This window comes from Streptomyces sp. NPDC090445 (genome assembly GCF_044769385.1).
GTDB lineage: Bacteria > Actinomycetota > Actinomycetes > Streptomycetales > Streptomycetaceae > Streptomyces.
Genome location: NZ_JBIVXV010000004.1, coordinates 204756 through 218119 on the forward strand (window position 1 = coordinate 204756; position 13364 = coordinate 218119).

13 protein-coding genes are annotated in these 13364 nt (G+C 71.8%); 5 read left to right on the top strand and 8 right to left on the bottom strand.

The window, feature by feature from the left end; all coding sequences use genetic code 11:
• Window positions 1–94 precede the first annotated feature (94 nt).
• Window positions 95–1180 (top strand): hypothetical protein, encoded by a 1086-nt coding sequence (locus ACIQUT_RS11795; RefSeq protein WP_403561967.1) that lies wholly within the window; start codon window positions 95–97, stop codon window positions 1178–1180.
• A gap of 7 nt (window positions 1181–1187) precedes the next feature.
• On the opposite strand, the gene ACIQUT_RS11800 is transcribed toward ACIQUT_RS11795, so the two are convergent.
• The 7 genes from ACIQUT_RS11800 to sdhC form a co-directional block, all read right to left on the bottom strand.
• Window positions 1188–1751, bottom strand: a complete 564-nt coding sequence (locus ACIQUT_RS11800; RefSeq protein WP_403561969.1) for a hypothetical protein — start codon at window positions 1749–1751, stop codon at window positions 1188–1190.
• A gap of 49 nt (window positions 1752–1800) precedes the next feature.
• Complete coding sequence (locus ACIQUT_RS11805) at window positions 1801–2925, bottom strand: serine hydrolase domain-containing protein (protein WP_403561971.1); 1125 nt, start codon at window positions 2923–2925, stop codon at window positions 1801–1803.
• A gap of 78 nt (window positions 2926–3003) precedes the next feature.
• On the bottom strand, window positions 3004–3624 hold the full coding sequence (locus tag ACIQUT_RS11810) for a Uma2 family endonuclease (RefSeq protein WP_403561973.1): 621 nt from the start codon (window positions 3622–3624) through the stop codon (window positions 3004–3006).
• 158 nt (window positions 3625–3782) lie between these two features.
• Window positions 3783–4547, bottom strand: coding sequence for a succinate dehydrogenase iron-sulfur subunit (locus tag ACIQUT_RS11815; RefSeq protein WP_403561975.1), 765 nt, complete (start codon window positions 4545–4547; stop codon window positions 3783–3785).
• A complete protein-coding gene (sdhA, locus tag ACIQUT_RS11820; RefSeq protein ID WP_403561977.1) occupies window positions 4547–6301 on the bottom strand; it encodes a succinate dehydrogenase flavoprotein subunit in 1755 nt (584 codons plus the stop codon). Before sdhA ends, ACIQUT_RS11815 begins: the two co-directional genes overlap by 1 nt.
• Before the next feature lie 26 nt (window positions 6302–6327).
• Complete coding sequence (locus tag ACIQUT_RS11825; protein ID WP_403561979.1) at window positions 6328–6810, bottom strand: succinate dehydrogenase hydrophobic membrane anchor subunit; 483 nt, start codon at window positions 6808–6810, stop codon at window positions 6328–6330.
• A 5-nt stretch (window positions 6811–6815) separates the two neighbouring features.
• Window positions 6816–7196, bottom strand: a complete 381-nt coding sequence (gene sdhC / locus ACIQUT_RS11830) for a succinate dehydrogenase, cytochrome b556 subunit (RefSeq protein WP_385426220.1) — start codon at window positions 7194–7196, stop codon at window positions 6816–6818.
• Window positions 7197–7777: 581 nt separating this feature from the next.
• On the opposite strand from sdhC, the gene ACIQUT_RS11835 reads away from it, so the two are divergent.
• Both ACIQUT_RS11835 and ACIQUT_RS11840 read left to right on the top strand, forming a co-directional pair.
• Window positions 7778–8521, top strand: a complete 744-nt coding sequence (locus tag ACIQUT_RS11835; protein WP_403562494.1) for an RNA polymerase sigma factor — start codon at window positions 7778–7780, stop codon at window positions 8519–8521.
• Window positions 8521–9579, top strand: a complete 1059-nt coding sequence (locus tag ACIQUT_RS11840; RefSeq protein WP_403561981.1) for a hypothetical protein — start codon at window positions 8521–8523, stop codon at window positions 9577–9579. The genes ACIQUT_RS11835 and ACIQUT_RS11840 overlap by 1 nt, the downstream gene beginning before the upstream one ends.
• A gap of 391 nt (window positions 9580–9970) precedes the next feature.
• On the opposite strand, the gene ACIQUT_RS11845 is transcribed toward ACIQUT_RS11840, so the two are convergent.
• Entirely contained in the window at window positions 9971–10852 is an 882-nt protein-coding gene (locus ACIQUT_RS11845) for a peptidoglycan-binding protein (protein WP_403561983.1), read from the bottom strand.
• 182 nt (window positions 10853–11034) lie between these two features.
• On the opposite strand from ACIQUT_RS11845, the gene ACIQUT_RS11850 reads away from it, so the two are divergent.
• Window positions 11035–12615, top strand: a complete 1581-nt coding sequence (locus tag ACIQUT_RS11850) for a methylmalonyl-CoA mutase (RefSeq protein WP_403561986.1) — start codon at window positions 11035–11037, stop codon at window positions 12613–12615.
• Window positions 12616–12669: 54 nt separating this feature from the next.
• Window positions 12670–13329, top strand: a complete 660-nt coding sequence (leuE, locus tag ACIQUT_RS11855; protein WP_403561988.1) for a leucine efflux protein LeuE — start codon at window positions 12670–12672, stop codon at window positions 13327–13329.
• Window positions 13330–13364: the final 35 nt, after the last annotated feature.

A 13364-nucleotide genomic window follows, 5' to 3' on the forward strand; every position in this document is an offset into this window, starting at 1 on the left:
CGCTGTCGGTGCCCGACAGTACGCTGTCGGACAGGGGGGTGACGGCGGGTCAGGGGCCGCCCCTCCCCGGACCGTACCGCTGACAGGGGGCACCATGGGGTACGACCCCGTACACACCGACGAAGTGCGCCGCATCATCGCCGAGGGCGGCGCCGCCGAGGGCATCGCCGCCGAAGAGCTTGCCGCCGCGCTGCTGAAGGCGCCCTTCCGCCGCCAGTTCAACTACCGGGACGATCTCGTGGCACAGGCGCTCGCCGACCTGTGCGCCCACCCCGCCCCGGCGCGCCGACGGGTCAGGGACGCCCTGGCCGGGCACTTCCGCACCGCGGACGCGGACACCGAGCCGGGGAGGCACCTGCTGGCCCTGGTCGCCGTCCTTGACCGGGACCTGTCCGGGGAGGTGCTCGTCGCCGAGCGGCAGCGGCAGCTCGACACCGTCGGCGTCCGGTGGCGCACGAGCTACCAGGCCTGGGAGCGGGCGCTGGTGGAAGGCGAACTGGCCGCCGGGCGGCCCCTGGCGCCCGCCGTCGTCGCCACCCTGCGCCGCAGCCACCTGTCGCCCTACCACTGCGAGGGCCTGGACGCGGTCGTCCCGAAGCTGGCCGGGCCCGTGCTCAACGTCGGCGAGGCCTGGGCGGACCGCGCCCTGGCCGACGGGGAGCGCTGGCAGCCGCTGCTGGCCCACGCGATGACCGCCACCGCCGTCAGGCCCTCCGCCCGCTGGGAGCGGACCGCCCGCACGCTGTGCGACGCCATCGGCGCCGGGCCGGTGCGCGAGCAGGTGCTCGGCTGGCTGGAACTCGTGGGCACGCCGCGCACCGTGCCGCTGGTCGAGGAAGGGGGGTACGAGCCCGACGCCAACGCGATGTGGGACCCGCACAACGCCACCGCCCTGCGCGGGCTGGCCTGGACGCTGGCCGTCCTGCCCCCGCACCCCGATTCCGTGCCCGCCCTCGGCCGCCTCGCCGAGGCCGCGCTGTGCTGGCTGGAATGCCACGGGGCCCTGAGCCCGAGGGTCGCGGGCGCCTGCATCACCGCACTGGCCCGCACCGACGGCGAGCCCGCCCTCGCCGAGCTGTCCCGGCTCGCCGGCCGTGTCACCCACAAGCCGACCCGCAAGCTCCTCGACGCGGCCCTGGAGTCCCGCACGGCATCCCGGGCTTCGGCCGGGAGCAGCTGACGAAGGGCTAGATGCTGAGCGAGCGCGCGAAGTTGACCTGCCCCATCACCCACTGGAAGGTGCCCGCGTCGGTCGCCGGGATCATCGCGGCGTGGTGGCGGCCGCCGCTGGTGACCGTGACCTGGATGTAGCCGGTCGTGGTCTTCTCCTTCATGAGGAGGAACAGCAGGCCGAGCAGGCAGAAGAGGAAGAAGACGATCGCGAGCACGATGGCGTGCGGCGGGATCTTCGTCTCGGTCCGGGAGAAGTCCGTGGCGTTCCACATGGCGCCCTTGAGCGGCATCGTCCCGGACGGGGTGATGATCTGGTCGCCGACGACGGTGATGTCACCGAGCGTCAGACCGCCGCCACCCATGGGCGGGGCCGGGACCGGGGCCGGGGCGTACGCGGGCTGCGCGGCGGGCGGCATCGCGGGCGGTATCGCCGGCGGCCGGCCGGGGGCCGGTATGCCCGCACCGCCGACGGTCGGCTGGTAGCCCGGCGCGGCGGGATAGGACTGCGGATAGCCGTAACCCGGGCTGCCGGCCTGCCCGTTGTCGCTCGCGTACGGATTCGGCTGCTGATCGCTCATACGGTCGATCCTTGCACAGAACCCGCCCGGCCCGGCCGTGCTCTCCGGTTCAGAACGCCGCCGCCACCAGGTCGAGGGCGCGGGTGCGCTGCACTTCGGGATCCCGGGTGACACCGGTGTACGCGTACGTGAGCACGCGGCGTCCGTCGGCCGTGCCGAACAGCCCGCTGGTGTAGGGCTCCATGGACCCGGTCTTGCCCCAGACCACCGTGCCGTCCGGCAGCTCCGCACGCAGGAGACCCGCCCGGCTCATGGGATCCCGGGCCCCCTGCGCCAGGGCCGGCATCGCGAACAGCTCCCGCTGCTGCGCGGGCGGCAGCAGCCGGCCCCGCAGCAGCGCTCCCAGGAACCGCTCCAGGTCGGGGGCATTGGAGATCATCCCGCCCTCGGCCCAGGCCCACGGCTCGACCTCGGAGGGCGCGGCCAGCGACGGGGCGGGCATCGAGGTGTCGCCGGCGGCGGGCAGGTAGGTGTGGCGCAGCCCGAGCGGGCGGACGATCCGCCGCTGCACCTCGTCCGCGTAGGAACGCCCGGTCGCCTTCTCGATCACCATGCCCGCGAGGAAGTGGTTGATGCCGTTGTACTGCTGCCGGGTGACCGGGTACTCGGGGGCGGGGCAGGCGGGGTCGGTGACGGCGGCGACGACCGCGGCCGGGGTCGGGGCCTGCGGGTTCTCGGGGGCGACGCACGGCCGGCCGAGGCCGCTGGTGTGGCTGAGCAGCTGGCCGACGGTGATGGGCGCCCAGTGGGCGGGCAGGGTTCCGGGGAGGATCCGCTGGACCGGGGTGTCCAGCGTGAACCGGCCCTCGGCGACGAGCTGCAGGACGACGGTGGAGGTGAACAGCTTGGTGACGCTGCCGATCCGGAAGGACGCCGCGGGATCCTGGGACAGCCCGCCCGTCACCCCGGTCCAGCGGACGCCGGGCGCCGAAACCCGCGCCATGGTCCCGGAGGCCACCTTGTCCGGCACCATCAGACCCTGCAGGGCCGCCTCGTCGAGCCGGACACGGACCTCGGCGCCGGCCGCGGCGTCGGGCGCCGGCCCCGCACCATCTGCCGCGGCGGCGGGCAGCGCTCCGGCCGTCAAGGACACCAGGGCCGCGCACCCGGCGGCGAGTCCGATCCAACGGCGGTGTGATGCGGGGGAGTTGGTGCTGAGGGAAGACTTCGTCATGCCGACGAGTCTGTCGCCGGGCAGGTCACACGGCCATCGGGGACGCCCCCGACACCACCCTGACCGCCCCCTGAGCCACTACTCGGCGCCGGCCTCCGGCTTGTGCGCCGCCGACGCGAGGATTTCGGCGACGTCCAGGGTGACCTTGGCGCCGATCGACTCGGGCAGGGTCACGAGCTCGCCGGGCGCGTGGACGCGGTGGGTCTCGTACCCGTCGGCCACCGGGTCGGTGAGGACGTGCAGGCGGTTGTGCCTGCGGTCGACGATCACGTACACGGGGACCTTGGCGTTGCCGTAGGCGGTGACCTTGGTCCGCAGGTCAGTCTGGTAGTTGCTGGAGGTGACTTCCAGGACCAGCCGGAATCCGACGGGGTCGTAGCAGTTGTTCTCGATGCAGTGATCCTCCAGGTCGGCATCGACCACGGAGAGATCCGGGATGGCGTAGTCCTCGTGCCCGTCAGGCAGCCAGATGCCGATGGCCTGGAGCACGTCTGCGTCTTCGCCGTGCAGCCCCGCATTGAGGAAGGGCAGCATGAGGCCGGTCAAGGCCCTGGCGTGGGCACGGTCCGCTGGTGGGGACACGAGGACTTGCCCTCCGATGATCTCGACTCGGTGGCCCGGGTACTGCTCCATGAGCCGGTTGGCCAGATCGATGAGTGGCCATTCGCTGTGGGGTTGCTCAGCGGGTGCTGTGGACATCACGTGCCTCCCGTGGGCTGCTGTCGAGGGCATCATCGTAGGACGCCGACCGGCCCGGCGGCCGGAAGCCGGGCGGTCACCCGAACGGCGGAAGGCCCCGCCCCCGGTGCGGAACCGGGGGCGGGGCCTTCGTCGTACGACCGGCTGACCGGGGGGGGTCAGAAGCGGCGGGTGATCAGGGCGCGCTTGACTTCCTGGATCGCCTTCGTGACCTCGATGCCGCGCGGGCAGGCATCGGTGCAGTTGAACGTGGTGCGGCAGCGCCACACGCCGTCCTTGTCGTTCAGGATCTCCAGGCGCTGCTCGCCGGCCTCGTCACGCGAGTCGAAGATGAAGCGGTGCGCGTTGACGATCGCCGCCGGGCCGAAGTACTGGCCGTCGTTCCAGAACACCGGGCACGAGGACGTGCACGCGGCGCACAGGATGCACTTCGTGGTGTCGTCGAAGCGCTCGCGGTCCTCGGCGGTCTGCAGGCGCTCGCGGGTCGGCTCGTTGCCCTTGGTGACCAGGAACGGCATGACGTCCCGGTACGCCTGGAAGAAGGGCTCCATGTCGACCACGAGGTCCTTCATCACGGTCAGGCCCTTGATGGCCTCGACGGTGATGGGCTTCTCCGGGTTGATGTCCTTGATCAGCGTCTTGCAGGCGAGCCTGTTCTTGCCGTTGATCCGCATCGCGTCGGAGCCGCAGATGCCGTGCGCGCAGGAGCGGCGGAAGGTGAGCGTGCCGTCCAGGTCCCACTTGATCTTGTGGAGACCGTCGAGCACGCGCTCCTTCGGGTCGATCTCGATCTGGAAGTCCTGCCACTCCGCCTGGTCGGAGACCTCGGGGTTGAAGCGGCGGATCCGGAACGTGACCGTGATGTACGGGGAGGAGGCGGCGGGCTTCGCCTCCTCCTTCTTCACGAGGGTCGGGGTGGCCATCAGTACTTACGCTCCATCGGCTGGTAGCGGGTGGTGACGACGGGCTTGTAGTCGAGCCGGACGGAGTCCTTGCCGTCGGCGGCCACCTCGCGGTACGCCATGGTGTGGCGCATGAAGTTGACGTCGTCGCGGTTCGGGTAGTCCTCGCGGTAGTGACCGCCGCGGGACTCCTTGCGGGCCAGGGCCGAGACGGCCATGACCTCGGCCAGGTCGAGCAGGTTGCCGAGCTCGATGGCCTCCAGCAGGTCCGTGTTGAACCGCTTGCCCTTGTCCTGGACGGAGACGTTCTTGTAGCGCTCGCGCAGCTCCGCGATCTTCTCGACCGCGGTCTTGATGGTCTGCTCCGTGCGGAACACCGACACGTTCGCGTCCATCGTCTCCTGCAGCTCGTTGCGCAGGTCGGCGACCCGCTCCGTGCCGGTGGAGTTGCGCAGCCGCTCGACCAGGTCGATGACGACCTCGGCCGGGTTCTCCGGCAGCTCGACGTAGTCGGCCTTGGCGGAGTACTCGGCGGCGGCGATGCCCGCGCGGCGGCCGAAGACGTTGATGTCGAGGAGCGAGTTGGTGCCGAGGCGGTTGGCGCCGTGCACCGACACGCACGCGACCTCGCCGGCCGCGTACAGGCCGGGGACGACGGTGGTGTTGTCCGACAGGACCTCACCCTCGACGTTGGTCGGGATGCCGCCCATGGCGTAGTGCGCGGTGGGCTGGATCGGGATCGGGTCCGTGTAGGGCTCGATGCCGAGGTAGGTGCGCGCGAACTCGGTGATGTCCGGGAGCTTGGCGTCCAGCTGCTCCGGCGGCAGGTGCGTCAGGTCCAGGTACACGTGGTCGCCCTCGGGGCCGCAGCCGCGGCCTTCGCGGATCTCCGTGTAGATGGAGCGGGAGACGACGTCACGGGACGCGAGGTCCTTCATGACCGGCGCGTACTTCTCCATGAAGCGCTCGCCGTCCTTGTTGCGGAGGATGCCGCCCTCACCGCGGGCGCCCTCCGTCAGCAGGATGCCCATGCGCCAGATGCCCGTCGGGTGGAACTGGAAGAACTCCATGTCCTCCAGCGGCAGGCCGCGCCGGTAGCAGGCCGCCTGGCCGTCACCGGTGAGGGTGTGCGCGTTGGAGGTCACCTTGAAGAACTTGCCGTTGCCGCCCGAGGCGTAGACGACGGCCTTCGCCTGGAAGATGTGGATCTCGCCGGTGGCGAGCTCGTACGCGACCACACCGGCGGACTTCTTGACGCCGTCGACCTCGGTGATCAGCTGGTCCAGGACGTAGAACTCGTTGAAGAACTCCACGCCCTCCTTGACGCAGTTCTGGTACAGCGTCTGGAGGATCATGTGGCCGGTGCGGTCCGCGGCGTAGCAGGACCGGCGGACCGGGGCCTCGCCGTGGTTGCGGGAGTGGCCGCCGAAGCGGCGCTGGTCGATGGTGCCGTCCGGGGTGCGGTTGAACGGCAGGCCCATCTTCTCCAGGTCGAGGACGGCGTCGATGGCCTCCTTCGCCAGGATCTCGGCGGCGTCCTGGTCGACCAGGTAGTCACCGCCCTTGACCGTGTCGAAGGTGTGCCACTCCCAGTTGTCCTCCTCCACGTTGGCCAGCGCGGCGGCCATGCCGCCCTGCGCGGCGCCCGTGTGGGAGCGGGTGGGGTACAGCTTCGTCAGGACTGCGGTGCGGCTGCGCTTCGTCGCCTCGATGGCGGCGCGCATGCCCGCGCCGCCGGCGCCGACGATGACGGTGTCGTACTTGTGGATCTTCATGAGATGTGTCGCCTCAGCCCCGTTGCCTAGCGGATGTTCGGGTCGAAGGTGAAGATCACCAGCGTGCCCAGAAGGATGGTGAACACCGTGGCGGTGTAGAGCAGGCCCTTCAGCCACAGGCGCGTGTTCGCGCGCTCCGCGTAGTCGTTGATGACGGTACGCAGGCCGTTGGCGCCGTGCAGCATGGCCAGCCACAGCATCAGCAGGTCCCAGACCTGCCAGAACGGGGACGCCCAGCGGCCGGCCACGAAGGCGAAGCCGATCTTGGAGACACCGCCGTCCAGCACCAGCTGGATGAGGAGGTGGCCGATGACCAGGACCACGAGGACGATGCCGGACAGGCGCATGAAGAGCCATGCGACCATCTCGAAGTTGCCGCGGGTCGAGCGCGGGGTCTTGCCGGTGCGCTTGCGCGGGGCCTCGATGAACGGCGCCGGGTTGTCCACGTCGTAGAGGCTCACGCCCTCCACGTCGCCGATGCCCTGAGCGGAAGAAGTGTCAGAGGACATGCGCGTCACTTCCCGAACAGTTCGAGGTAGGCGTGGCCGAGGACGGGGATCAGGGCCCCGATCATCAGCACCAGCCAGAGCACCATGACCGACCAGAGCATCTGCTTCTGGTAGCGCGGGCCCTTGGACCAGAAGTCCACTGCGATGACGCGGAGACCGTTCAGCGCGTGGAACAGGATGGCGGCCACGAGGCCGTACTCCAGCAGCGCGACGATCGGCGTCTTGTAGGTAGCCACGACATCGTCGTACGCCTCGGGGGAGACGCGGACGAGAGCGGTGTCGAGGACGTGTACGAACAGGAAGAAGAAAATGAGGACGCCGGTGACTCGATGAGCCACCCAGGACCACATTCCTTCCCGGCCGCGGTACAACGTTCCAGCCGGCACGGAAAACCCTCCGGAAGCGGGGCGGGGGCCTGCCGGCTTCGTTGTCGGTCGGGCCCGGCCGGGTACGGTCCACCGGCCCCGGACATCGTAGCGACGCTTTGTCGGTTCCTTCGCCCGGGGTCCTCCGGTGTGATCAAACAGGCACGGACGGCCTATCCCACAGGGGCGAATGGCCCTGTTTTCGGCCGTACGCACACCGTCCCGCGGGCCGGCCGGGTCCGTCAGGTCCGCCCCGCCCGGGTCGTCGGGGGCTTCGTCGGCGGCGGCCCGCGGGACGCCCGAGTCCGGGTACGGTCTGTGGGCACCCGGAAGTGAGCCGAAAGGATGGCGTGGTGAGGTCCACGAGAGGGAGGTGGAAGACGACCGAGGCCGCCACCCCCCACAGGAGAGGCCCCGGTCGCCGTCCGTACGGACTCGTGCGACAAGCCCGTACTCATGACAGCGCCGCGCGTGCGTTTTGTGTCACACCTCGGTTCGCGCACGATTGGTTGCTCCCCGTACAACTCGTGGACGAAGGTACTTGAAAGCCGTAACGTGCTGATTTGCGCCACACGTACAGGACAGTGAACGGGTTGGGGACTTTGCTGGGGGACGACGCGGAGCTGACCGCCGCGGTGCTCGCGGCACAGGACGGCGACGAGAACGCGTTCCGTGCTGTGTACCGCTCCGTGCACCCGCGCCTGCTCGGGTACGTACGCACGCTCGTCGGCGACGCCGACGCGGAGGACGTGACCTCCGAGGCCTGGCTGCAGATCGCCCGCGACCTCGACTCCTTCACCGGCGACGCCGACCGCTTCCGCGGCTGGGCCGCCCGGGTGGCCCGCAACCGGGCCCTGGACCACATCCGCATGCGCGGCCGCCGCCCCGCCATCGGCGGGGACGAGACCGAGCTGACGACCCGGGCCGCCGACAGCGACACCGCGGGCGAGGCGATGGAGGCCCTCTCCACCGGCCGGACCATGGCCCTGATCGCCCGGCTCCCGCAGGACCAGGCCGAGGCGGTGGTCCTGCGCGTCGTCGTCGGACTCGACGCCAAGAGCGCGGCCGAGACCCTGGGCAAGCGGCCCGGAGCGGTGCGCACCGCGGCCCACCGGGGCCTGAAGAAACTGGCGGAACTGCTGGGCGCCGAGGGCGTCCACGGACCGGAAGCGGAACCTGCGTCGGACCGGGCGCCGGGTGTCGGCCATAATGCCGGTGGCCAGATCCGGGAGGGCGGGGGGCAGCGCGATCTCGACGCCGTTCCCGCGCAGCGCGGCCGGGGCGGTGGCCTCGTGGAACAAACCGGTGTGACGCATTCACGTTGGCGGACGCAGAAGGACATGTGATGGCCGACGAGCGCAACAGGTGGTTGGACCGGGCGGCGGCAGAGCGGGTGCTGAACGGCATGCCGGCCGCCCCGGACGCCGATCGCCGCGCCCGGGATGCGGAAGACCGACTGCGGGCCGCCCTCGACATGCTGGTGCCGCCGCAGGCCCCCGCCGGGACGGAACTGCCCGGGGAGGCCGCCGCGCTGGCCGCGTTCCGCGCCGCGCGCGCGGGCGGCGCCCACACCGCCGGCACCGCCGACACCCCGGGATCCGCCGCCGCCGCGGCCGGGCCCGTGATGGACCTCGGCCCCGTCGTCCCCCTGCCCGCGCCCGCCCCGGCCGAAGCCGACGCCGCGTTCCGGCGGGGCCGCCCCGTGCGGTTCGCCCTGGCCGCGGCGCTGGCCAGCGTCGCCGTCGGCGGGCTCGCCGCGGCCGCGGGCGCCGGCCTGCTGGACCGCGCCACCCACACCTCCGCCGAACCCGCGCCCGCCGCGACGCTCAGCGCCCTGGAGACCCCGCCCCCGCCGTCCGGCGGCGTCGGCCCGACCTCCGCACCGCAGCTGCGCCCCGATCCGCTCCGCAGCGCCGGCGGCGGCACCGGCGGGCCCGCCGCCCCGGACGGCTCCGCGGCCGCGACGGGCCCCGCCGACGGCAGCGGGCCCGGACCGGACTCCCGCTTCGGCGGGAGCGCGGACAGCTCGTCCGGCGCGGCCTCCGCGGGTGGCACCGGCGGCACCGGAGGCACCGGCAGCGCCGGCAAGGAGACCCTCGGCGGCGCGAACGAGCTGCACAACCAGGACAAGGCGACCCGCCGGGCGGTGGACCTGTGCGAGGCGTACCGCTCGGGCAGCATGAACGCCGACCGCCGCGACAGGCTCTCCCGGCTGGCCAAGGGGCTGTCGCGGATCCCGCACTACTGCGAGGCGCTGCTCGACGGGCAGCGCGGCCCCAAGTCCGGCACCGCGCCCCGCAGCAGCGAGGTCCTGAAGGCCCCGCCCGCCGGCCGGGCGGCGCCGATGACGCAGCCGACCCCGGCGGTCGGAACCGCCTCCCCGGGCGGGCGCGCGCCGCGCTGACCGCCGCCCCCGTTCTTCCGAAGGCCCCGTGACGATGCTCCGCGCGGGGCCTTCGCGCTGTTCGCGGCGGGTGTCACGAACACCCTGTAACACTTTTCGAACCTGCGGCGCAGTACATAACGAGCCGACTGGTCATCGGCGGCGCATGAGCCGGGGTTCCCCCCGTACCCCTGGGCTCTGCGCACCCGGCGCGGGCGGGGTTCGTTCCCCCGGCCCTGCCCGCGCCCCCCTTTCCCTTCCCCGGCCGTTCGGCCCTCCGGCCCTCCACCCATCGGGCCGTTCGAGACCCATCGGGCCGTTCGAGCAGAGGGCGGCAGCACCCGGGCAAAGAAGAACGGCCCGAGTCCGGCCCCCCCGGGTCCGGACTCGGGCCGTCAGGCAGCCCGGCGGCTCACCAGTAGACGACGACCTTGTCGCCGACCTTCACCTGGTCGAACAGCGCAGCGATCTTGCCCTTCTCGCGGACGTTCACACAGCCGTGCGAGGCGCCGTTGTAGCCGCGCGCCGCGAAGTCCGCCGAGTAGTGCACCGCCTGGCCGCCGCTGAAGAACATCGCGTACGGCATCGGGGTGTGGTAGATCGTCGACGTCCAGTCCTTGGCCTTCCAGCCGACGCTGAACTCGCCCTCGCGGGTCGGGGTGTTCTCCGAGCCGAAGCGCACGTCCATGGTGGAGACGACCTTGCCGTCGATCATCCAGGCCAGGGTGCGGCTCTCCTTGCTGATGCACATGACGCGGCCCTGCATGCAGCGCGGGTCCGGCGCGTCGGCCTCGTTGACCTCCGGCGGGCGCAGCTCGTCCTTCGAAGGCTTCTTGCTGGCCTCCTGCAGCTTCTTCCAGGTGGCGGCATCGACCGAGCCGGTGGCGGGCAGGCCGTGCCTCGACTGGAACGCCTTGACCGCGGCGGTGGTCTTCGTCCCGTAGAAGCCGGTCGGCTTCGCCGACAGGAACTTGAGCTGCTTCAGGCGGGCCTGGAGCTCGCGCACCTGGTCGCTGTCGTCGCCGTTCGCCATGATCGGCTTGACCGCCGGGGACGCCGAGGCCGAGGCGGAGGCGGAGGCAGACGGGGAGGCGGACTGCGACGGCGACGCGGAGGGCGAGGCCGGCTTGTCGTCGGACGAGGGCGAGACCTCGGGGGAGGCGCCGGCCGGGGAGGCCGAGGCGACCGGGGAGGCGGCGCCGGCCGGCGTCGCCTTGGGCCCGCACGCGGTCGCGGCGAGCGCGACGGCGGCAGCCGCCCCGAGTGTGCGGACTATGGCTCTCTGGCGGTGCATGTGCTGTCCCCCCGATTTCTCTGTCGTGTGACTAGGTGATGCCTGGCGGGCGTGGAGAGTTGCACAGGGTGCAGGGATGTTGCGCCATTGTGACCAGCAGCCGTCAGGGAGACGGCCGTCGGCCGTCGCGGGGAAGGTTGTACCAGCCCCGGGTCCCTTTGCTCTACGGAGGGCTTGGTCACATGTCGAACACCGAGAGCGGCATCCCCATCGAACCGGTCTACGGGCCGGACGTCCTGACGGAGTGGGACCCGCACGCCAAACTGGGTCAACCGGGGGCGTATCCCTATACGCGGGGGATCTATCCCACGATGTACACCGGCAAGCCGTGGACGATGCGCCAGTATGCGGGCTTCGGGACGGCGGCCGAATCCAACGCCCGCTACCGCCAGCTCATCGCCGGGGGCGGCACCGGCCTGTCCGTCGCGTTCGACCTGCCGACCCAGATGGGCCACGACTCGGACGCGCCCCTCGCGCACGGCGAGGTCGGCAAGGTCGGCGTCGCCGTCGACTCGATCGACGACATGCGCGTGCTGTTCGACGGGATCCCACTCGACCGGGTGTCCACGTCGATGACCATCAACGCCCCGGCCGCCCTGTTGCTGCTGCTGTATCAGCTGGTCGCCGAGGAGCAGGGGATCGCGGGCGGGCAGCTGACCGGGACCGTGCAGAACGACGTGCTGAAGGAGTACATCGCCCGCGGGACGTACATCTTCCCGCCCGGGCCCTCGCTGCGGCTGACCGCCGACACCTTCCGCTACTGCCGGGCCGAGATCCCCCGCTGGAACACCATTTCCATCTCCGGCTACCACATGGCCGAGGCCGGGGCCTCGCCCGCGCAGGAGATCGCCTTCACGCTGGCCGACGGGATCGCGTACGTGCGCACCGCGTTGGACGCCGGGATGGCCGTCGACGAGTTCGCCCCCCGGCTGTCGTTCTTCTTCGTCGCCCGCACCACCCTGCTGGAGGAGGTCGCGAAGTTCCGTGCGGCCCGGCGGATCTGGGCCCGCGTCATGAGGGAGGAATTCGGGGCAAAGGACCCCAAGTCGCTGATGCTGCGCTTCCACACCCAGACCGCCGGCGTCCAGCTGACGGCGCAGCAGCCCGAGCTGAACCTGGTACGGGTGGCGGTGCAGGCCCTGGCGGCCGTGCTCGGCGGCACGCAGTCGCTGCACACGAACTCCTTCGACGAGGCCATCGCCCTGCCGACGGAGAAGGCGGCCCGGCTGGCCCTGCGCACCCAGCAGGTGCTGGCCCACGAGACGGACGTCCCGCACACCGTCGACCCGTTCGCCGGCAGCTACGCGGTGGAGCGGATGACCGACGAGGTGGAGGCGGCGGCGCTCGGCCTGATGCGCCGCGTCGAGGACCTCGGCGGGGCGGTGGCCGCGATCGAGGCCGGCTTCCAGAAGGCGGAGATCGAGCGCAACGCGTACCGCATCGCACAGGAGACCGACAGCGGCGAGCGGGTGGTGGTCGGCGTGAACCGCTTCGCGCTGGCGGAGGAGGAGCCGTACGAGCCGCTGCGCGTCGACCCGGCCATCGAGGTCCGCCAGCGCGAGGCGCTCGGCAGGCTGCGCGCCGGGCGGGACGGCGCGGCGGTCGAGGCGGCACTGGCCGCCCTGCGCGAGGCGGCGGAGGGCACGGCGAACGTCCTCTACCCGATGAAGGAGGCCCTGCGCGCCCGGGCCACGGTGGGCGAGGTCTGCACCACCCTCCGCGAGGTCTGGGGGGCCTACGAGCCGTCCGAATCCCGCTGGTGACCGCATGCTGGAACGCCGGTGCGACAGGAGCAACTGCGTGCGACACTCCTGCACATGCTGGGTGTCACCGATCTGCCGACCTACCTCGTCGGACTCGTCCTGATCATCCTCCTGCCGGGGCCGAACTCCCTCTACGTGCTGTCCGTCGCCGCACGGCGCGGAGTGCGTACGGGGTACAAGGCCGCGGCCGGGGTGTTCACGGGCGACGCCGTGCTCATGGCGCTCGCCGCCACCGGGGCCGGGGCCCTGCTCCAGGCCAGCCCGGTGCTCTTCGGCATCGTCAAGCTGCTCGGCGCCGGCTACCTGACCTGGCTCGCCGTCGGGATGCTGCGCGGCGCTCGGTCGCTGTGGCGGTCGCGGACCGCGCCCCAGGAGGATCCGGAGGCCGCCCCCGAGGGGGCGGCGGATGCGGGCGGGAGCGAGCGGCCGTACCGCCGGGCGGTGCTGATCAGCGTGTTCAACCCGAAGGCGATCCTGTTCCTGATCTCCTTCTTCGTGCAGTTCGTCGACCCGGCGTACGCCTACCCGGCGCTCTCCTTCCTCGTGCTGGGCACCCTGCTCCAGCTCGGCAGCTTCCTCTACCTCACGCTGCTGATATTCGGCGGCACCCGGCTGGCCGCGGCCTTCCGCCGGCGCAGGCGGCTCTCGGCCGGGGCCACCTCGGCCGCCGGCGTGCTCTTCCTCGGCTTCGCCGCGAAGCTCGCCACCGGATGACCGGCGGGCCCGGATGACCGGCGGGGCCGGGCGGC